General features: G+C 43.7%; 21 protein-coding genes. 4 read left to right on the forward strand and 17 right to left on the reverse strand.

The features are described from left to right. Positions 1-11 precede the first annotated feature (11 nt). Genes P8629_RS03135 through P8629_RS03145 form a run of 3 tightly spaced genes read left to right on the forward strand, consistent with a single transcriptional unit; the run spans position 12 to position 3,596 of the window. Positions 12-632 (forward strand): ubiquinone biosynthesis accessory factor UbiJ, encoded by a 621-nt coding sequence (locus tag P8629_RS03135; protein ID WP_278164366.1) that lies wholly within the window; start codon positions 12-14, stop codon positions 630-632. Between the two features lie 13 nt (positions 633-645). Next, positions 646-2,286 (forward strand): ubiquinone biosynthesis regulatory protein kinase UbiB, encoded by a 1,641-nt coding sequence (gene ubiB / locus P8629_RS03140; protein ID WP_278164368.1) that lies wholly within the window; start codon positions 646-648, stop codon positions 2,284-2,286. A 23-nt stretch (positions 2,287-2,309) separates the two neighbouring features. Further along, a complete protein-coding gene (locus P8629_RS03145; RefSeq protein WP_278164370.1) occupies positions 2,310-3,596 on the forward strand; it encodes an NCS2 family permease in 1,287 nt (428 codons plus the stop codon). A 74-nt stretch (positions 3,597-3,670) separates the two neighbouring features. Here P8629_RS03145 and P8629_RS03150 read toward each other — a convergent pair whose 3' ends face one another. Further along, positions 3,671-4,228: a hypothetical protein gene (locus P8629_RS03150; protein ID WP_278164372.1), complete on the reverse strand. Its 558-nt coding sequence runs from the start codon at positions 4,226-4,228 to the stop codon at positions 3,671-3,673. A 303-nt stretch (positions 4,229-4,531) separates the two neighbouring features. Between P8629_RS03150 and P8629_RS03155 the strand changes: the two genes are divergently transcribed. Further along, positions 4,532-4,921, forward strand: coding sequence for a Gfo/Idh/MocA family oxidoreductase (locus P8629_RS03155; RefSeq protein WP_278164374.1), 390 nt, complete (start codon positions 4,532-4,534; stop codon positions 4,919-4,921). 82 nt (positions 4,922-5,003) lie between these two features. Here the strand turns inward: P8629_RS03155 and P8629_RS03160 are convergent, their stop codons facing one another. The 16 genes from P8629_RS03160 to csoS2 form a co-directional block, all read right to left on the reverse strand. Continuing rightward, the gene (locus P8629_RS03160; protein WP_278164376.1) at positions 5,004-7,457 is read right to left on the reverse strand and encodes a YbcC family protein; all 2,454 of its coding nucleotides are present in this window, start codon (positions 7,455-7,457) and stop codon (positions 5,004-5,006) included. Between the two features lie 12 nt (positions 7,458-7,469). Further along, the gene (locus P8629_RS03165) at positions 7,470-9,023 is read right to left on the reverse strand and encodes an NADH-quinone oxidoreductase subunit L (protein ID WP_278164379.1); all 1,554 of its coding nucleotides are present in this window, start codon (positions 9,021-9,023) and stop codon (positions 7,470-7,472) included. Between the two features lie 619 nt (positions 9,024-9,642). Further along, a complete protein-coding gene (locus tag P8629_RS03170; RefSeq protein WP_278164381.1) occupies positions 9,643-10,587 on the reverse strand; it encodes a LysR family transcriptional regulator in 945 nt (314 codons plus the stop codon). A gap of 123 nt (positions 10,588-10,710) precedes the next feature. Next, a complete protein-coding gene (locus P8629_RS03175) occupies positions 10,711-11,331 on the reverse strand; it encodes a BMC domain-containing protein (protein WP_278164383.1) in 621 nt (206 codons plus the stop codon). Beyond that, positions 11,328-11,939 carry an RdgB/HAM1 family non-canonical purine NTP pyrophosphatase gene (rdgB, locus tag P8629_RS03180; protein WP_278164385.1) on the reverse strand — a complete coding sequence of 204 codons (612 nt, stop codon included), beginning with the start codon at positions 11,937-11,939 and terminating at the stop codon, positions 11,328-11,330. The genes P8629_RS03175 and rdgB overlap by 4 nt, the downstream gene beginning before the upstream one ends. Before the next feature lie 6 nt (positions 11,940-11,945). Next, entirely contained in the window at positions 11,946-12,347 is a 402-nt protein-coding gene (locus P8629_RS03185) for a hypothetical protein (protein ID WP_278164387.1), read from the reverse strand. A gap of 445 nt (positions 12,348-12,792) precedes the next feature. Then, positions 12,793-13,059 (reverse strand): hypothetical protein, encoded by a 267-nt coding sequence (locus tag P8629_RS03190; protein ID WP_278164389.1) that lies wholly within the window; start codon positions 13,057-13,059, stop codon positions 12,793-12,795. Further along, positions 13,056-13,331, reverse strand: coding sequence for a 4a-hydroxytetrahydrobiopterin dehydratase (locus tag P8629_RS03195; protein ID WP_278164391.1), 276 nt, complete (start codon positions 13,329-13,331; stop codon positions 13,056-13,058). Before P8629_RS03195 ends, P8629_RS03190 begins: the two co-directional genes overlap by 4 nt. Further along, on the reverse strand, positions 13,328-13,876 hold the full coding sequence (locus P8629_RS03200; RefSeq protein WP_278164393.1) for a ferritin-like domain-containing protein: 549 nt from the start codon (positions 13,874-13,876) through the stop codon (positions 13,328-13,330). The genes P8629_RS03195 and P8629_RS03200 overlap by 4 nt, the downstream gene beginning before the upstream one ends. A gap of 58 nt (positions 13,877-13,934) precedes the next feature. After that, positions 13,935-14,243, reverse strand: a complete 309-nt coding sequence (locus tag P8629_RS03205; protein ID WP_011370269.1) for a BMC domain-containing protein — start codon at positions 14,241-14,243, stop codon at positions 13,935-13,937. Positions 14,244-14,268: 25 nt separating this feature from the next. Next, positions 14,269-14,562, reverse strand: coding sequence for a BMC domain-containing protein (locus P8629_RS03210; RefSeq protein WP_011370268.1), 294 nt, complete (start codon positions 14,560-14,562; stop codon positions 14,269-14,271). Between the two features lie 25 nt (positions 14,563-14,587). After that, a complete protein-coding gene (locus tag P8629_RS03215; protein WP_011370267.1) occupies positions 14,588-14,878 on the reverse strand; it encodes a BMC domain-containing protein in 291 nt (96 codons plus the stop codon). A gap of 37 nt (positions 14,879-14,915) precedes the next feature. Then, positions 14,916-15,170, reverse strand: a complete 255-nt coding sequence (locus tag P8629_RS03220) for a carboxysome peptide B (protein ID WP_278164397.1) — start codon at positions 15,168-15,170, stop codon at positions 14,916-14,918. Beyond that, the gene (locus tag P8629_RS03225; RefSeq protein ID WP_135795532.1) at positions 15,151-15,423 is read right to left on the reverse strand and encodes a carboxysome peptide A; all 273 of its coding nucleotides are present in this window, start codon (positions 15,421-15,423) and stop codon (positions 15,151-15,153) included. The genes P8629_RS03220 and P8629_RS03225 overlap by 20 nt, the downstream gene beginning before the upstream one ends. A 14-nt stretch (positions 15,424-15,437) precedes the next feature. After that, positions 15,438-17,027: a carboxysome shell carbonic anhydrase gene (locus tag P8629_RS03230; protein WP_278164401.1), complete on the reverse strand. Its 1,590-nt coding sequence runs from the start codon at positions 17,025-17,027 to the stop codon at positions 15,438-15,440. 26 nt (positions 17,028-17,053) lie between these two features. Then, positions 17,054-19,030, reverse strand: a complete 1,977-nt coding sequence (csoS2, locus tag P8629_RS03235; protein WP_278164403.1) for a carboxysome assembly protein CsoS2 — start codon at positions 19,028-19,030, stop codon at positions 17,054-17,056. Between the last annotated feature and the right edge of the window lie 24 nt (positions 19,031-19,054).

Raw genomic sequence — 19,054 nt, forward strand, 5'->3', positions numbered from 1 at the left:
AAGGAATCGGTATGGACACGTCAGAAAACTCACCAGGCCTGGTTAATACATCGTTATCTAAGCTGTTTGAAACCTTGCTTAATCAAGCGATTCAACTGGACGACCAACAAGGTCAAGCCTTTGCCGCTTGTGATGAAAAAGTCATTCAACTAACGTTGACCGATTTTGCACAAACCTTTTTTCTGATTTATCAAATTCAGCCGGACGGTCACGGTATTTTCAGTGTACAGAACCATTTAATGGGCAGTCCGGACTGCCACCTCAAGTTTTCTTGTAACGATTGGATTCAAAACCAACCAGCTTACAACATTTCCGGCGATGAAACGGTAGCCGAAGCATTTATTGAAGCCGTGAAAACCTTAGAAATCGATTGGGAAGAACAACTGTCTAAAGTAACCGGCGATTTAATCGCCTTCAAAGTCGGCTCTACGGTTCGACAAGGTCAAAAAACATCGCGGGAAGCCAAACAGAAAATCGGCGAAACGCTCAAAGAATACTTACAGTTTGAAATAGAAGTTCTGCCGACCCACTCACAAATCAACCGATTTGCGCACAATGTACAGCAAACCACCCAAGCGGTGGACCAACTGGCTGAACGCATTCAACGCCTGCAAAACACCTCTTCCACTTAATTGACGACAGCACATGAATATCATTAGTAAATCTTTTCGACAACTGACTCGCATCATTAAAATCAATCGCGTTCTCACCCATTATCAAATCGACAAATTGGTCCTCAGTGACACCAAATATGCATGGCTGATTGTTGCCAACTTGCTGTTGCCGTGGAACTGGCGCTTTCAATCCAAAGGCAACCGTGGTGAACGCATTCGGCTAGCTTTGGAAGAACTTGGTCCAATCTTCATCAAACTGGGCCAGGCGCTTTCCACGCGAAAGGATTTGCTGCCGGAAGACATCTCGGTTGAATTACGAAAACTGCAAGACGATTGTCCACCGTTTGACGAGCAGCATTCTATCAGTATCATCGAAAAAGGCCTGAAACGCCCTATCGAAGAAGCATATGCCAGCTTTGACCCCACACCAATGGCCTCGGCTTCCATTGCACAAGTTCATGCCGCTACCCTTTATGACGGTTCAGAAGTAGTCGTCAAAGTGGTTCGTCCTAACATCAAACCGGTAATTGAGCAAGATGTTGCCATCATGAAATCACTGGCGCAATTACTCGAAGCAGCAGTGAAAGAATCGAAGCGCCTACACCCGACCGAAGTGGTGGAAGAGTTTGAAAAAACCATTCTCGATGAACTGGATATGATGCGAGAAGCCTCCAATGCCTCGCAATTGCGCCGTAATTTTGAAAATTCTGACTTACTATACGTGCCTGATATTTATTGGTCTCACACCAATGACAATGTGATGACGATGGAGCGTATTTACGGCATCCGTATTTCTGAAGTCGATAAATTAAAAGCCGCTAACATTGATTTGACGGATCTGTCGGCAAAAGGCGTCACCATCTTTTTTACCCAGGTGTTCAAACACAATTTCTTCCATGCCGACATGCACCCGGGTAATATTTTTGTGTTGCCGGATGGACGTTATGCCGCCATTGATTTCGGCATTATGGGCACCCTTAACCCAGAAGACCAACGCTATCTGGCGGAAAACTTCCTGGCCTTTTTCAATCGTGATTATTTACGTGTGTCCGAGCTCCACATTGAATCCGGCTGGGTGCCGGCCGACACCCGAGTCAACGAATTGGAATCGGCGATTCGTTCCGTCTGCGAACCGATTTGGGATCGCCCGTTAAAAGAAATTTCGTTCGGTTTGTTCCTGATGCGCTTATTCCAAACCGCGCGTCGTTTTGGCATGGAAGTTCAACCACAGCTGGTGTTGCTGCAAAAAACACTGCTTAACATTGAAGGGCTTGGACGCCAACTGGATGACGAACTCGATTTATGGGATACCGCCAAACCCTTTTTGGAAGATTGGATGCAAGAACGCGTCGGGCTAAAAAGCCTGGTGAAAAACACCAAAGCCAATCTGCCCTTCTGGATTGAACAGGCACCCAGCTTACCGGGTTTATTGCACACCAGTTTACAGAAGCTGTCACATGCTAATTTTGACCAGCAATCTGAACAGATTGCCCGCTTAGAGCAACAATTGGCCAAACAGCAAAAAGCGGATCGCAATCGCGCCATTGCCGTGCTGTTGTTTGTTATCGCCGCCATTCCAGAGCTGACTCACGTGCCTTACTTAATGCAACAAGTTTGGTTACAAGGTGTTATAGCCGTGTTAGGGCTTTATTTCCTCTTTAAAAAACCTTAACCCCCAGGTAAGAAAGGCAAGCGATGTTTAACTTACAGCAACATGGCACAACGGTCAAAACCGAGTTTATCGCAGGCTTGACGACTTTCTTAACCATGCTGTATATCGTACCGGTCAATGGCTTCATTCTCAGTGATGCCGGCATGCCGATGGCGGCGGTGATTACCGCAACCGCCTTGATTACCATTTTTTCAACGCTGCTGAATGGCTTTTGGTCCAACACACCGATTGCGATGAGCGTCGGCATGGGGTTAAACGCCTACTTTACCTACGGTTTAGTGCTCGGCATGCAGATTCCTTGGCAAACCGCTTTAGGCGTTGTTTTTCTCTCCGGTGTTTTATTTGTCATTCTCTCTTTCACGTCTTTCCGATCTTGGATAATGTCCTCTATTCCGATTGATTTACGCCGTGCGATTAGTGCGGGGATTGGCGCTTTTATTGCCTTTATCGGTTTGGAGAAAATTGGCATCATTACTCACAGCGATGCCACGCTTGTAACCTTAGGCGATTTTTCCTCACCGGAAGTGTTATTGGGCATCGCTGGTTTTTTCCTAGCGCTCATCGCCTACGCTTATAAAATGAAAGGCGCTTTCGTGCTCTCCATTGCTGTGACTGCCATCATCGGCTGGGTATTTGGCATTGCTGACACGCCCCAATCCTTTTTCAGCCTGCCGGCATCGATTACGCCAATTGCCTTTCAGCTGGATATTGTTTCGGCATTCACCTTATCTTTGTTACCAGTCATATTGATTTTTTTAATTACAGATATGTTCGATACGCTCGGCAGTATCACAGGGATTGGGATGCGTGCGCAATTGTTTCAAACGTCGGATAAAAAAGATTACTCGCTGGAAAACACATTGAAAACGGATGCACTATCCACCGTTGCCGGCAGTACCGTTGGTGTCACGTCGGTAACGGCATTCATTGAATCAGCAACGGGGATCGAACAAGGCGGTCGCACCGGTTTAACGGCGGTTTTCACTGGGCTTTTGTTTATCAGCACTTTGTTTATGCTGCCGCTGTTCCAAGCGTTACCTCAAAATGCCATTTACCCAATTTTGGTCATCGTGGGCATCTTAATGTTCAGCGAACTGGGCAATGTCACGTTTAAAGAAAGTGACTTAGCAACCAATGCCGCGGTTTTTTTGATTGTGTTACTCATGCCACTCACTTATTCCATTACCACAGGGGTTGCTGCAGGGTTTGTGGTTTATGTGGCATTAAAACTGATTAAAAAAGAATTTAAGGCACTGAATCCGGGCATTATCGTAATCGCATTAATCAGTGGATTGGTCTTTGTTCTTTAACCACTCGCATACATCGTTAAACATTGAAAAATGCCCAGGCCTGGGCATTTTTTTATCCTCAATTTCAACCATAATTAAGGCTTTGGGCGTTTGTCAGGGCGGTAACGGGGTTCGCTCAATAAAGGCGCGGCAAATTCAATATCCCGATCCAGGTCCAATGTTTCAATCAAATGGTCGTAAGAGGTTTGTGGCTTGACATCAAACACAGCTGTAAACCGGTTCGGTAACGGTGACACTTTTTGAAACCCGTATCGAGCAGCAATGAGATCAATATGTTCCTGCCGATACGTTTTAATCAAGAAAATGCCATTAATCACGGCATTGTGACCGGTTTTTTTATTGAGTAAAACCGGCACCATCTCTACTGAAGCGCTAACAATAGGCGCACAATGATCGACATCAAACCAAGCCGTTTTTCCTTGATAAATGAACCAGCCGCCATTGCGACCAATGAATTGCGCGCCTAACTCGCTCGGCATTTCGCTTGGGGAACGCATACTTCCAAACCGATTAGGCTTATTTTCGTAACTGGGTCCAGCCATTTGCGCCACCAGTTGGCAGGCTTCGGTAAAAGCATAGATAGGAAAGCTGACCCAGGCCAGTAGCACTAACACAAACATTTGTTTTGTCATGTTCAACCTTTTATAAAGGAGAGCGCTTTACGCTCGGAATTAAAGTTTTATTTTAATGCATGAGTGATAACGACATGAATCAATCTGTAATCGCGATTAATATTTTATCCTGAGCCACATGACCCACCAACCTTGTTACGAACGCATAAATAAGTATTTCTCGTCACCTCATAAAAACTTTCATTCCAAAATCATAATGCGTCTATGGAAGAGCCTGTTCAATTACCCTATACTGTGCAGTGAATTAAATCATACGAAATAATATGTATTTTAAATACAAACAAACTTTGAGGATTATGAAACATGAGAAAAATCACCATTCTGATGATTGGCCTAGGACGTATCGGTGGGAAGTTTTATGAACAATTTACCCAGATGAATTCTGAGAACATCGAAATTATCGGCATCAGCGAACCCAATCAAGACAACCCTCTGCTAGACGATGCTCAAGATCGTGGTATTCCAAACTTTCCCGATTTTGAAGAAGCATTAGATCAGTTTGGTACTGAAATCGATATCATTATGGATACCTCTAACCGCGCTGAGTTGAAGCAAGCGATTCGTCAAGCGCTACAAGAACGAAAGAATCAACATACTGTTTTGGTTCCGATGGTAGTGGACTATTTGATGTGGTATTTATTGCCTGGCTCAGAAGCCATTCCTCAATCGCACCATGAAAATATTGGCTATTAAATCAGCTCTATACAAAAACTAAAAAGCCCGCGTTATGCGGGTTTTTTTATCGAAAAAGAATGCGTCCAAAAGCACCATAGCCTTAATTTTTGGACAACCATTTTTGATTTAAATAACGTTCAATCGTCCCGCTGCGATCCCATTGAAAGCAGTAAAGCCATTCGTTATCTATTAATTGACGAACCACCTCATTTTCTGCGACGACTTTAGCTATCGCTTCTTTCGGTGCATCAATATAAACACTTAAACGCAACGGTTCATGCATCCATTTCTCACCGTTATGAAGAGACTGCATCGGCAATCCGATTCTCAAATCGCCACCATTGCCTTCAAACACGCCAATACAGCCATCAACCACATTATGTAACACTTTGTTACCACTGCCATAGACATGGTTATCACACACTGACGCATAGTATTGCAGATTAATCCAGTTAGCGACCACCATAGGTGCCGTCATAATCAACGTCAAAAGGGACAAGTCTTCATCTTGCGCCCAATCATAATCATGTAAAAAAGCACGACCATCCAGATCAAGTCCTTTGGTTCGGTATCGAGGCGCGACAATAAAAGCAGCATTATTTGACAAGCCCCATTCCGGGCGAACTTGAGACCAATCTTGTGCGCGGCGCTGAACCGATTCCTGCAAATCCTGACCTTGCAAATGACTTAACCCTAAACGGGTTGCACGTTCTTGCCTGGCTAATTCTGTTGCGCGCCATAACCAGTTTTTAATTTTTTCATTAACCCCCTGAGGCCCAAAACAGGTAAATTCATCGGTCGTCGTATTGTGCATCACCGCAATAAAGCGTGTATGGTCAGGAATTTCAATGCCTTTCTGTTCTAGCCCTTTACGTACTGACATATCATTCAATAAAAAGGCCAAAACACGCACATTGATTTCACCAGTCTGCCCACCGCAAGCACCACAGTCTAATCCTGCGGCATGAGGATTGTTACAGCTGCTACTTCCATGACCTACCAACATGACGGTTTCAGCCAGATCATGATCCAATCCCATCGCATGCAAAATACCGGCTGCTAAATCCACTTTTTGCCCAACCGTTAATTGAGCTCCCTCTTGGGTTAACTCGAATTCATCCGTTGTCGGTAAATGATTCACTGGGTTCGGGTGATTTTCTGGAAATAACGTATTTCTCAATAGTTTAAAGGCATAGATAAGCCCCGTTGCTTCAACCATACTAAACGTAGCAGGTGGCGCATTTCCCCATTCTATCCAACGTGCTTTTTTGTTTAGCGTGTGTTTGGTATTGTTTTTAACCGTCTCAGGCAATATAGGCGTGACTTTGATGCCGGATTTTAATAACCCTGGCAACTGCGGACGAGACACATCGGTTCCAACGGGTTGATATTCTATCGGAAGCCCAAAAAAACCGGCAAACCCGATAGTTTCAATCCCAGCATCTTGTGATTCCAAAGCACGCCTAATCACTTCAGAACGCACATCAATACAAAAAGCGGCTTGCAGTACAGGAGGTTGCTGTTCAACCTTATCCGATGTTTTGCTGACATGCTGTAGTTGTTGATGCAAACTAGATTGATAAGCAATTTCTGAAGCGCGTTGCCAAACCCACAATTTTGCCTGTGCTGCTTCATGAATTTCGGCTAACTCAGGTAAAATATTCATTTGATGACGCCACATCACCTTAAGCTCATTAAAGACAGCACGATCACTTTCTTTTTGGTGTCGCCAAAGAACCCATTCCCATGCAACGCGAATAGCTAAGAAATCCAGCATTAATCCATTTTCTTCATTGCTGAGACGATCCTGCCACCGTAAATAGGCCACCCAAGATGCCCAACCATTAACATCCAATAACAAAGCATGGGCATAGTCTGCTATCTGGTTATCTGCAACACTCAAGCCAACCAATACTTCAGCCAAAAGGTCTTCAGGCGTTTCAGGTAAATCCAAAAACTGTTCGGTTAGACCATCTTCAGCCATTAAAATTTCAATGCCCTTATCTTGGCGAGTGGTTTCTAACCACTCTTTGTATAATCCTTTATAGGTTTCAGCAAAAGCGCCCTGACTTTCTTTATGTCGGAAAAAGTCCGCACAAAACTGGCTAATTTGATGCGTAATCTCATCCCGCCAAGCCATCTTGTATTTACGGTCACGCCCACTGTCAACTAAATCACTAATGTTATGCCAGTGCGTATGTTCGTCATCTTCCAGGAGATATCGCTCTAAGTTTTCAACTGTATACTCTTGACCGAGGTCTTCCGATGCCTGCTGCAAATGATGCGGGAGTAAACTCTCCATCCAAACTTCCTGAAAATAAGACTTGGACATCAGACAATGCGCCTGACTCAGAGCAGTCAACTTGGCTGAAACTTTCGTGAAATGCTCATCGCGCATTTCCCACCATGGATTTACCGCGATCAATTCATCCAAGGACCAAGTCGGGGCAATCTTGTTACAAGCCTTATTCAATTCGTCTTTTTGCTTCTCAGACAAATGTGCTACCAACGCGGTTACCTGATCGGTTTTGATATATTCAGTTACTTTTTGCATTTTTTATTACCTTTAAACTGACTCTTCTTTTGGAATCTGTAATTTTTTAGGTTTAAACCTAACGGGTAAACGCGTTGGATAGATTCTCAAATTCAAACGCGTTACCCATTCATCCAAATAAAACCCGGCATAGAAAGCTCTTCTGGTTTTAATCATCCAAGGCGTATCATTGTGATAACGCAATAAAATATACCCCGCCATAAATAGCACCAGAAGCAAGCCAATCCATAAGTCACCTTGCCAACCTACACTTGTCGTCATCGACGGCACAATCAAGCTCGCGCCACTTTTTTGTAAGCTGTAAACCAATAAAAGCACAGCTCCTAAAGCGACCATGCTGACAATGGAGGCAGATGTCAGTCGGCTTCGTCTCTCGGCAATCAGTAACGTGATTGCAATGGCAAACAAAAGCCAAGGACTATACGGTGCCGATAAGTCAGCTGACCAAATCAACCCGCCCACCATGACAAAAGCAGCCAGGCCTGCAATAAACCATTCCTTACGCTTTGGTGGCTGAGCCGCTGCAAGGTGTCGTTTGATACTTGATTCCACCTCTGAACCAGAGTTCAAGAAGGCATAGGCTTTGTAACATGAGTGAGCGACCAAATGTAGCAACGCTAACTCAAAGAGACCTAAAGCACATTCAACCAGCATTAGCCCCATTTGGGACATGGTGGACCAAGCCAGACGAACCTTTACGGAAACACGGGTCATCATGACGAGCGCAGCCAACACAGTGGTAATTCCTCCGACGACCAACAACAGCCATTGAGCAATATCAGACAACATAATTAATGGGGCGAATAAAATCATTAGATACCCGCCTAAATTAATAATTCCGGCGTGCAACAACGCCGACACTGGCGTTGGGGCTTCGACTACCTGAATCAGCCAGCCATGCAATGGTAATTGCGCACACTTGACCAATGCGGCTAATGCTAGAAATACAGCAGCAACTTGATCGATTCCACTTAAGTCACCCGATGCTTTCACATTTCGGTAAATTTCACTAATGAACCAAGTGCCATGTTCATAATAAAGAATGAGAATGGCAGCCAATAAACAGGCTTCAGCCACTCTGGCAAAAATAAATTTCTTATGCGCGGCTAACACCGCACGTTGACGGTTTGGGAAAAAGATAAGCAGTCTGTGCAGGCTTAAACTGATTGACACCCATGCAACCATTAGTACGAGCATATGATTACTGACAACCACGGTTGCGACACTTCCTAACGTCACCAGCAACCATCGAAGGTAGCGCTTTTCTTCTTCTACGTTTCCAGACATATAACTACTGGAATAACGAATATTGACAAATGCGATAAAACTCACCATGCCGAGCATCACTAAACTCATTGCAGAAGCACCAAACCACTGATGCGCTCCTGCTAACGTCACCCAACCAAAATAAACGGCAACCCCCAAAAACAAGGTCAAAGCTAACCCGAGCAAACTAATATTGGCAGCCAATGACCAATTTGCACGTTTTTCGTTAGCTAGAGCGCCAATAAAAAAACTCACTGGTACAAACAACATCATTACTGACCCAATCCATTGCATACTCATCGTTAACTCCTAAAAACATTGCAAACTTCTAATCAAATTCTTTCTATTGGCACTCTGACTGTTGTACGCCACTATCCAAGTGATTGAATGCGTTTTAAATATTAGGAGATGTGGAGGGTAAATAAAAATTGGGAAATCGAATAAGACCTATAGACTCTAGGACATAACTAAAAGAAAACAGAACGGTTAAGAAATCTTCTTAATCCAATTATTTCCTTTAAAAAAATGCTGATCCCTTTAAATAAAAGGCATCTGATAGCACTTTAAGAAAGTCAACATTGTCTAAATTTAAATAAAATGACCCGAAAATGGACTCGCCATTTGTCAGAAAATAAACTCAATTTAAAAAATAAAATATAGCAAAGTAAATAAATCACTCGTGAAGACACCCGTAACCTTAAGTCACCTTAATGCGGGATTTATCAGATAAGGTTGAATATTGATTGGAATAATAGAAAGAGTGCACCAAGCCAGCTTTTATAAAGCAACGATCTTGGTGAACTGAAAGAAAATCAACAAAATATTTTTTTTGAATAACAAATAAATATCAAGTCAAACTCTGACTGAGAGCTGATAACTTTAAGAATTAAAATACGGTTATTTTAGAAAGTGCCGCCGACTATAAGCGAACAAATTCCGTACCCTTTTCTTGTAAAAACTCAAGGAATTCTTGCGCCAATAAAGAGAGTTCTTTTCCAGCGGGGTAAACAATATTCCACTGTTTTTCAACCGGAAAACCTTCCACATCCAACTCCACAATCGGGCCCTTTGACTTTGAAAGAGACAATGCATGCTTAGAAACACAAGCAACACCAAGCTCTCCAACAACACAGTGCTTTATGGCTTCATTAGTGGTCATGGTTAACCGTTCATTAACTTTTAACCCTTTATCAGTAAATAATTTTTCTACGGCCTGCCTGATGCCTGAACCTTGTTCACGCATGATAAACGGTTCTTTTGATAAGCGTTTAAGCGTCACTTTTTTTCCAGCAAGAGGGTGGTTTTTATTCGCAATCATGACCAAAGGGTTCGGCACAAAAGGAATAACTTCCAGTTCCAGGTTACTAGGAGGGATTTGCCCCAAGATATAAATATCATCCATGTTTTGATAAATGCGCTTCAATAACGCTTCACGATTCTTAATCGTCAGGTCTAAATCAATGTCGGGATACTTTTTACAAAACTCTCCCAAGGCGACAGGTAGAAAATATTTTGCAGTCGTCATGACAGCAACCCTTAAGCGACCTCTTTTTACCCCTCTGAAATCATCTAACAAGATTTCTAAATTTGAAAAGTGATTAATCACCTCGCGGCAGCTAGATGCCACTTCTTCACCGACTTCTGTCAAATAGATATTACGACCAATTTGCTCATACAAAGGCATATTGATCGCTTCAACCAAACTCTTTACCTGAGCAGACACGGTCGGTTGGGTCAAATGCAACTCTTCTGCTGCTCGCGTAAAACTCAAATTGCGTGCAACGGATTCAAACACCTGTATTTGACGTAAGGTCGCGTGCCTGATCAAAAAATTACTTTGCTTTGTTTCGGTTGTCTCATCCATTTTCAACACCTAATAACCTTGCATCTTAAAGAAAATTCTTAATAAAACACGGTAGGTTCCATATAAAAAATTCGTTCTATAAATCATAAAATATACTAAAAATATGCAACAACGAGCATATTTTTAAACTTTTCGACACGTCAATTTGCCAAGTGCAGCTGTGGCAGCTCTTGCTGCTTCATTAATATCGCCTTCATTTCCACACATCAACAAACGACCATATGCACCTACTGCTCGTGCCTCAACCAACGTGACATCGGCCGCTTTTTCTGCTTCATTTGCTGCATAAACAATATAACCCGCCGGTTCCGTTTCCATTATGAACATACTTTGCCCTGGCAGAATCATTGACCCTTTTCGGTTATCACGGTTAATCAAAGTTGCATGATCAGGAGTAATGCCTCGAATAATCTCATTCCACATCACGACACATTGCTGTCGATCATATTCGCGCGTATTGAGGTGGTTTAAAATTTTGTCTCCAGCCTCTAATACATCACTTTGATCACGGTGGTGAATAACCATCGATCCATATGCCCTTTCAACAATCTGTTGACCCAAGCGCACATTTGATGCCTTTAGCGCGATGTCTGAAAGACGATGAACCGCCATACCTGGCGCTACTTCTATCCATAAACAAGAATCTCCGGGTACGGGCAAGAATCCCATTGACGCGGTTCCCATATAGGATGCGAGTTGAGGTTGGAGAGAATCCAAAAACACATACGTCCGCAACTCAATCATATTTCGTTCCTTTGCTTTAACTGATCCAGCACAGATTGAACGGCCTGTGCTCGATGACTGATTTTATTTTTTAGATCAAACGGAATTTCAGACACGGTTTTAACTAATTTGGGAATCCACATAATATCGTCATACCCAATACCTTGACCCGTTCTTCTTTCCATAAGGATTTCGCCATTCCAATACCCAAGGCCAATCAATGGCATCGCATCTTCCGCGTGATCAACATACACCACCGCACATGAATAACGCGCCTGACGCTGTGGATAAGGCAATCCTTTTAAATTCTCTAGCAATTTTTGTAAGTTATTTTCATCAGACGCTTTTCCAGTTGCGTCGGTATCATAACGGGCTGAAAAAATTCCGGGCTTCCCTCCCAAAGCTGCCACCTCTATACCAGAGTCATCAGCAATTGCGGGCAAGCCTGTTTTTGCACTCGCAAACCGGGCTTTTTTTATAGCGTTTTCCACAAAGCTCAAGCCATCCTCAACCACTTCTTCTTGGAAGAAATCTGTTTGGAGCTTCACTTTAAACCCGGCCTCATTTAATAGCGGAATGATTTCTGTTGCCTTGTATGGGTTTCCTGTTGCTAAGACCATTAATGACATGCTTTTTTATCCAAGATTAGATGGAATCATTACTTCTACATCTGAAGAAATAACAATTAATTGATTTCCATTCTCTATGTATTGATTCAGTTGTTTTAATAGGTAACCAAACATATCTTTTGGAACAACGACTCTAAACATGATGCTTTTTTGCCCTCTTAGCTGTTCATCCTCAAGGCTGTAACACTTATCAACTCGAACATCACAAAGCATATAACCGCTTACGCCTATTTGGTTAAGCGTTTCGCTTAATGCACTTTCTTGTTCAGCAAGCGTAACAATGTGCACCATTTTCTCGGCAGAACTATCTATTGCTGGCTCTTTGTCTTCTTTTGATAAAGTAGACGCTGGCACCTCTGGGTTTACAGTCCAAGTTTCAACTTCTTGCTCTTCTTCAATCCATTGCATCATTTGTTTCCATTTATCAATAAACCGGAATACCGATTTTTATGTTTAAACAGGAAGCCCATGCTAACGACAATGTCGAATAACCCATCAATTCGCTTTAGCACCTATACCTCGTCATTTGTGCACCCTTATGAGAAATCAACAAAAAATTAATTGTGGCTCTCTCAAAACAGCAAAACGACCTTAACCTATTTCGTTAACTTCAAGTGCCTTTGGTCATTTCAAAAGCGCCCAAAGTTAGACAGCTTTCATATTATTCAAACTTAATACATAATAGAAATTGAAATATTAACTTGGACCAATAGACTAGAATCAATGAATCATAATGATCAAATCTCTTTCTATCATTCAAGCTGAATAGTTGTGTGATTATTGCCTAAAAAAAAGGGCAGAATTAATCTGCCCGATAAGTTGGCTAAGACTTATTTTTTATATTGTTATCCGATTAATCAGGCCAGACTCTTCTTCGGGAAAAGGTCTTAATCTGATCGGCAATATGTTGCGATGCCGATGAGTTATCCTTTTTATTCGACGAGTCCGACGCACTCTGCTTAACAGGCTGCCCGCTTTTAACAGAAACTTGTTTCTGAGGCGTTTTTTTAGCAGGTGTTGAAGTCTGAGTTGCCTTTTGGGCATTTGACTTCACCGATTGCGCCTGAGCATTACTTGCTGTGCTGCCTGTTGTTTTTTTCGAATCTTGTGAAGTGGTCATACCAAAGCTCCTTGTGAAGAATTACTGACACGTAAAAACGCTTCATCGATTCCTTTTACTAGTTCAAAATCAACGTCATTCAGCTCTTCCGTTTTGGAATAAATAATCACTGCAGCATGACTTCTACCAAAACTGATATTTGGATGATGATCCAATAAATCAGCCTGTTCAGCCATTTCATCTAAAAACGTTCTTAAATCATCAAAAGAACTGAACTCGAAACGAGCTTCTAAACTAGCTGGTTGTTTTTTTAACTTCCATTTCTCGTTCATAAAAAGCTCCTACCTGGTTGATAAGTATTTGCCATCATTTGAAAGTAGTCTTGCAGCCAAGCCTGAACTCTCGTTAACTGAGATTGTTCTTCCTCTAATAATCGGCTGAACAAAGCATGGTCTTCCTGAGCGCCCATATTGGCACAATATTGAGTGGCTTCTGTATAAAGTTGTATCAACGCAATTTCACGCTCTTCACAACTTTTCAGTGCTTCGGCAATATTATTGGCACTACCAGCGGGTCTTAACACACTACCTGCCGGCAAAGCACCTTGTGCTACCATACGATCGGTAATCAAATTTGCATGCTGAAATTCTTCATTCGCTAATGTAACAAAGCCTTCTGCATACGAAATTTCTTGGCGGAACTTTGCCAACGAAGCTTGTGCGAGATAATGCTGACCTGCAGTGAATTCCAAGCTAAGTGCACGTCCTAAATACCCCAAAATCTGACTGTTTGCTACAGACGTTTGAGCTTGAGGTATTTTTGGATGAGCACCCGCACCTGGCATGACACTTCCTGGCATTCTTGATGAATAACGCATGTCCCTCTCCTGACACTTAAATTGGAGGTTAGAAAATTCATAACCTCCTTAAAATAGATTAGCTTCTATCAGGTGAACTGTTGCCAAGCGCTAAAACAGGCTCAACTTCTTTGTGTGGGCGAGCAATGATGTGCGCTGCAACCAGACCGTCACCTACACGTTCACAAGCGTCTGCACCGGCACGAACCGCTGCGTTTACCGCACCTGTTTCACCACGAACCAAAACGGTAACATAACCGCCACCAACAAACTCACGGCTAACCAAGCGAACTTCAGCTGCTTTAGTCATTGCATCCGCCGCTTCAATCGCTGGAACCAAACCGCGTGTTTCGATCATACCTAAAGCAATTCCGTATTCTGTACTCATGATTTTTTCTCCTTTTGAAAAAGTCTTATTTCTTTTCCATTGTTAAAACTGGCTCAACTTCTTTGTGTGGGCGAGCAATAATGTGCGCTGCAACCAGACCGTCACCAACACGTTCACAAGCGTCTGCACCGGCACGAACCGCTGCGTTTACCGCACCTGTTTCACCACGAACCAAAACGGTAACGTATCCGCCACCAACAAACTCACGACTTACTAAACGAACTTCAGCTGCTTTTGTCATCGCATCTGCCGCTTCAATTGCAGGTACTAAACCACGAGTTTCGATCATCCCTAATGCAATTCCATATTCTGTACTCATCACCTTCTCCTTTAAAGAAAATTAATTATTTCTGTTCCATTGTTAAAACGGGTTCAACTTCTTTGTGTGGGCGAGCAATGATGTGCGCTGCTACCAGACCGTCACCAACACGTTCACAAGCGTCTGCACCGGCACGTACTGCTGCGTTTACCGCACCTGTTTCACCACGAACCAATACAGTGACGTAACCACCACCAACAAATTCACGGCTAACCAAGCGAACTTCAGCTGCCTTAGTCATTGCATCTGCTGCTTCAATTGCCGGAACCAAACCACGGGTTTCAATCATGCCTAGCGCAATACCGTAATCACTCATAACTTTCTCCTTCGAGTTGCTCACTTTAATTTAAAACTTACTTTTGCTCAGGCTGCCAGCCATCGATGATGCCGCCAACCGTTAAATCTGTTAATAATCTTTTATCTCCTGCCGCATCTCTTGCCGCAGAATTAGCGATGGTAAAAACCCAGTCACCATCTTTTGTGCCTACCGGATCCATCGCTACAAATAATTCACCCGTTTCTGATCTCAGCGCCTTTAAAGGAAGGTGTCCCAAGTCCTCTAAACGGCTCGTCAGAACCAACTGTTTTTTAACTTGTAGTATCTGCATCTTGTGGTACTTCCCATTTATCGATAATACCCACTATGGTGAGATCGCTAGGGTAACCTTTAACGCCGGTTGCATCACGTGCCGCCGAACTACCACAACATATGACCCAATCACCGGGTTTACACCCTACCGGATCCACCGCAACTTGAGGCGTGCCGCCATCCTTTTCTCGCACAACTAACAGAGGCTTATGCTCCATCATCGAAATACGATTTGTTGAAACGAGGGTCTTATCAACTTTATAAATTTTCAAGCTTCACCTCCGTTCTATGCGGTTCTTTGCTTGGCCGATAAATCTGCCAGGCCTGGTAATTTTTCAGCTGGTTTACAGCTGGTAAAATCTCTCAAGGTCGGTAAGGTTTGTAATAACCCCGGTGCCGACAATTCTTGATAGCGATTGTGCAAAGCCTTCTCAATACGTAAAGCCTTAGCTTCTGCTCTGTCTTTTGATTCCGGTACGCGACCGTCATAATCACAGCGGATAATGACTGGAATCGGCAAGCCTTTTTTGACATTCAAGCCTTTAAAAATCTTGATTCCGACATCCACATCATTCACCCCTTCCTCAACCGTTTCGAGAAAGCTGTAATAACTCAGGTTACGTAATTGCACCTCTTCAAACCCATTACCGATACCGATAAATCTTTCGGCATGACCTAAGTCGCTGTAACAACCGTTTTCATACTGATTGACATAAGCAATCTGTGAAAAGTTATTGCCAATCAACCAGCTTACGAGCTTGATTAATTCTGGTTGCGGAGCCGTTGAGCCAAGAGACTGGTTACAAGCTACAATAGCTGTTTCCAGAGTTTGCTTGGCGTCACGATCAGACATATTCATTGTTGCCTGATAGAGCTGACCTGTTTCAACATAACGGTTCAAACAGGCCTCACCACTAGCATTAGGTACGTGTACCTTCATGCTATCGTCATCGGTGTTCAAACCGAGTAATAAAGTTTGAACTGTCGATCCACAACCAAAACGGTTTTCAATCGCTTGTTTAAAATCTTTTAATTTTTGTAAAGCTGCTTGCGCTGCTTTATGGTCATCACTTCCATGTGCTGCACACCCTTGATGTGTTGGGTCTGCTTTAGAAAAGTGATATACCGCAATCTTTAAGTAACGTGTAGGCTCATCTGCCGAATTTGGCTGACCTTCACGAAATCTCGTGTGTTCAATAAATACCCAGTTTCGAACACTTTCGCTGACATCAAACATGACGCCTGCATGTGCCTTACGTCTTGCTAAGGCATAGGGTAAGCGGAGTACGTAACTTAAAATGTGAGCCAAACGTCCATCTGCACAAGGTGCTATACCCACTGCATGGAAACCGGCTTCTCTAAAAATACGCTCAGCTTCTTGTTTATTACGACCCGATAAAGGATCTCTTAAAAAGAAGTCTTCTGACATTCTCATAAATTGGGCAAAGAGGGTTTTCCCATACAAAGCCTGAAAGCCTTTCTGGGAATGCAATTGCACCCCAGATTGCCAATCCTGCTCAGTTAAGAAGACACCCAACTTTGCAAATAGCTGTTGGTTCGCCCAACTGACAAAATTTGGTTGGCCTTGCTGAGTTAAAATGTCTTTCAAAACCGTTTCGATATCATCAAAACGAGCTTTGATATCCACTTCATACTCACGTAGCCATTGATTTTGCCTTTCATTAACCAAAGCATGGATGCCAGCAGTCATTGCCAAAGGCTTTACAACCTCTACATTTCCACCAATTGTGCCAACGTTATCAGTTTCAGCATAAGACCCATTATCTGTAGGATTTTGCTGCTGCCACTGAGGATTTGGCGCTATTGGCTTCCAAAACAATGACTTTTGACGATGATTTTTTTTCAAACGTTTCATCAAAACACCCAATATTCAGTTACTTATTACGCTCTTGCACCACCTGACAAGGTCACTTTTGCACCTGTGTCAGTATTACCCGATGAACCAGTAATTGGACTCATTGGAATTTCATTGTCAGCAGGTCTAAATTGACTTGCACCCATTGGTGACTGTCCTGCCACTCCACGAATTGAAGCATTACGTTGTGCTGCCCAAGGTCCATCCGTACCTGTGACTTTGGAACCTCTATCCCATCCATCACCGGTAATTCTTGAACCATCGTCAACCATTGGTTCTACTTCATTCATTGGAACAGCCGGCTGAGCTTGTCCAATCATTGCTGGAAAATCCGACTCACCAGACGCTGCTGCGTTAGTTGAATCACATACCATTGCAGTTTGATCACCGCCTTGATAGTGCGCTCCAGTGACTAATTCACAAGCTCCTTTCTGTGCACCTGTCAATCCTTGCGGACCTGGTTGAACTCCAGAAATTGAAGAGTTCTTCCCTTGACGTTGACGCACTTTCATCTCATTTTGTCTATCAACTGAACAAAATTGAGATTGTTCAGAACCCGTGTAAGCTGTGCCTGTTACTGCCTGACAATCACCAGCTTCCGCACCGGTCATACCATAGTATGCCCCGCTTCGATCACCGGTCACTTTCTGGCCACCACTCGTACCTGAAGCCGTTACCTTATTTGCTGTTTCCGCCACAGGCATATCACATGCTTGGACTTCTTCAACACCTTGGTACCCCGTTCCTGTTACAGATTGGCAGTTCCCTTTATCGCCCCCAGTTACCGATTCCAAACGACCTACTTGGCTGCCCGTTGTGGTATTTCCTTTGGAGGTTTGCGAAGGCATCACTTTTCGTGGTGCTTTTGCAGGGTTTTTGGCGTTAATCGTCGTCGATTGAGACTTACGACTATCTCCACCTGTGACCTTGTTTTCATTTTTCTGCGTAGCCTGAGACATCACCGAAAAACCGGTTGCTGTTGTCTTAGCAGGTGTCGCACCGCAAAACATTTGGCTTTGATCAGCTGGAAGATATTCTGTACCAGTAATCGCTGAGCATGTGCCCGTCTCATTACCCGTCATCTTCCCACCACGACCAACATTCGTTGAACCGCTTACAACCTGACCACGAGTGGTCTGAGTCTGCGTCACTTTTGCCGGTTGCGGCGTTGGTTGAGCATCGCAATTAGAGCTAAACTCTTCCACACCTAAATATTCAGTTCCGCTGACCAATTGACATGCACCATATTCAGCACCTGTCATTTTCTTTTCGCCTTGTCCAACTTGAGTACCGGAAACACTTTGCCCATGAAGGGTTTCAGACTCACCCACTTTTGGCGGTGCATCCTGAGCTTTTCTCGGTTTACGCATACGTCTTGAACCACCTGTAGAACAGGTTTTTCCATGCGCACATCTTTCTGCACGAACTTGCTGAGCAATCTCTCGTGTAGAAGCGTCTGGGTTCGCCAACTTAGCTTTAGCGCCAGATTGACTACTCCCTTTTGACTTAAATGCCTCTTGTCCAACTTTCCCTTTTGCTTGAGCCTTACGATACGCCTTCGATTGTAGACGACCGCTTGGTTGCGAAGCAGCTTGAGGCTTAACACCTGTGCGACGTTCTGAACGCTTAGCAGGCTTTTCCGCCTTTGCCTGACGAGGCTCGACAATCGGCTCGGCAGGTTTTTGTTTCGCTTTTGCCTTAGGGTGAGGCATTGCGCTTGCTGCACCAGCTGAACTTTTTCCGTTCTTCTGCTGCTGTCTCTTTAACTTTGCCGCTTCACGACCTGCTGATGATGCTACCGGAGGGGTAGCAGCAGGCACTGGACGACGATTACGAGACGGCTGAGAAGGAGCAGGTGCGGCAGCAACCACAGGTTCTGGAGCTGGCTCTGGCTTACGAGAAGCTGCCGGAGCAGCTGAAGCTGTTTGTCCTTTTCCATTTACCTGTGCTTTACGGCGCGCAATGGCTGCGGCTCGACCGCTTTGAGCATTATTTACACTCATGCTAAAGCCTCCTTAAACTCGTTA

It is taken from the genome of Hydrogenovibrio sp. 3SP14C1, from assembly GCF_029625905.1.
GTDB lineage: Bacteria > Pseudomonadota > Gammaproteobacteria > Thiomicrospirales > Thiomicrospiraceae > Hydrogenovibrio.

What these genes read in the sequence shown, in the direction of transcription:
- P8629_RS03135 (WP_278164366.1), top strand. Translation starts at nt 12, where the DNA reads ATGGACACGTCAGAAAACTCACCAGGCCTGGTTAATACATCGTTATCT.
- ubiB (WP_278164368.1), top strand. Translation starts at nt 646, where the DNA reads ATGAATATCATTAGTAAATCTTTTCGACAACTGACTCGCATCATTAAA.
- P8629_RS03145 (WP_278164370.1), top strand. Translation starts at nt 2,310, where the DNA reads ATGTTTAACTTACAGCAACATGGCACAACGGTCAAAACCGAGTTTATC.
- P8629_RS03150 (WP_278164372.1), bottom strand. Translation starts at nt 4,228, where the DNA reads ATGACAAAACAAATGTTTGTGTTAGTGCTACTGGCCTGGGTCAGCTTT.
- P8629_RS03155 (WP_278164374.1), top strand. Translation starts at nt 4,532, where the DNA reads ATGAGAAAAATCACCATTCTGATGATTGGCCTAGGACGTATCGGTGGG.
- P8629_RS03160 (WP_278164376.1), bottom strand. Translation starts at nt 7,457, where the DNA reads ATGCAAAAAGTAACTGAATATATCAAAACCGATCAGGTAACCGCGTTG.
- P8629_RS03165 (WP_278164379.1), bottom strand. Translation starts at nt 9,023, where the DNA reads ATGAGTATGCAATGGATTGGGTCAGTAATGATGTTGTTTGTACCAGTG.
- P8629_RS03170 (WP_278164381.1), bottom strand. Translation starts at nt 10,587, where the DNA reads ATGGATGAGACAACCGAAACAAAGCAAAGTAATTTTTTGATCAGGCAC.
- P8629_RS03175 (WP_278164383.1), bottom strand. Translation starts at nt 11,331, where the DNA reads ATGATTGAGTTGCGGACGTATGTGTTTTTGGATTCTCTCCAACCTCAA.
- rdgB (WP_278164385.1), bottom strand. Translation starts at nt 11,939, where the DNA reads ATGTCATTAATGGTCTTAGCAACAGGAAACCCATACAAGGCAACAGAA.
- P8629_RS03185 (WP_278164387.1), bottom strand. Translation starts at nt 12,347, where the DNA reads ATGCAATGGATTGAAGAAGAGCAAGAAGTTGAAACTTGGACTGTAAAC.
- P8629_RS03190 (WP_278164389.1), bottom strand. Translation starts at nt 13,059, where the DNA reads ATGACCACTTCACAAGATTCGAAAAAAACAACAGGCAGCACAGCAAGT.
- P8629_RS03195 (WP_278164391.1), bottom strand. Translation starts at nt 13,331, where the DNA reads ATGAACGAGAAATGGAAGTTAAAAAAACAACCAGCTAGTTTAGAAGCT.
- P8629_RS03200 (WP_278164393.1), bottom strand. Translation starts at nt 13,876, where the DNA reads ATGCGTTATTCATCAAGAATGCCAGGAAGTGTCATGCCAGGTGCGGGT.
- P8629_RS03205 (WP_011370269.1), bottom strand. Translation starts at nt 14,243, where the DNA reads ATGAGTACAGAATACGGAATTGCTTTAGGTATGATCGAAACACGCGGT.
- P8629_RS03210 (WP_011370268.1), bottom strand. Translation starts at nt 14,562, where the DNA reads ATGAGTACAGAATATGGAATTGCATTAGGGATGATCGAAACTCGTGGT.
- P8629_RS03215 (WP_011370267.1), bottom strand. Translation starts at nt 14,878, where the DNA reads ATGAGTGATTACGGTATTGCGCTAGGCATGATTGAAACCCGTGGTTTG.
- P8629_RS03220 (WP_278164397.1), bottom strand. Translation starts at nt 15,170, where the DNA reads ATGCAGATACTACAAGTTAAAAAACAGTTGGTTCTGACGAGCCGTTTA.
- P8629_RS03230 (WP_278164401.1), bottom strand. Translation starts at nt 17,027, where the DNA reads ATGAAACGTTTGAAAAAAAATCATCGTCAAAAGTCATTGTTTTGGAAG.
- csoS2 (WP_278164403.1), bottom strand. Translation starts at nt 19,030, where the DNA reads ATGAGTGTAAATAATGCTCAAAGCGGTCGAGCCGCAGCCATTGCGCGC.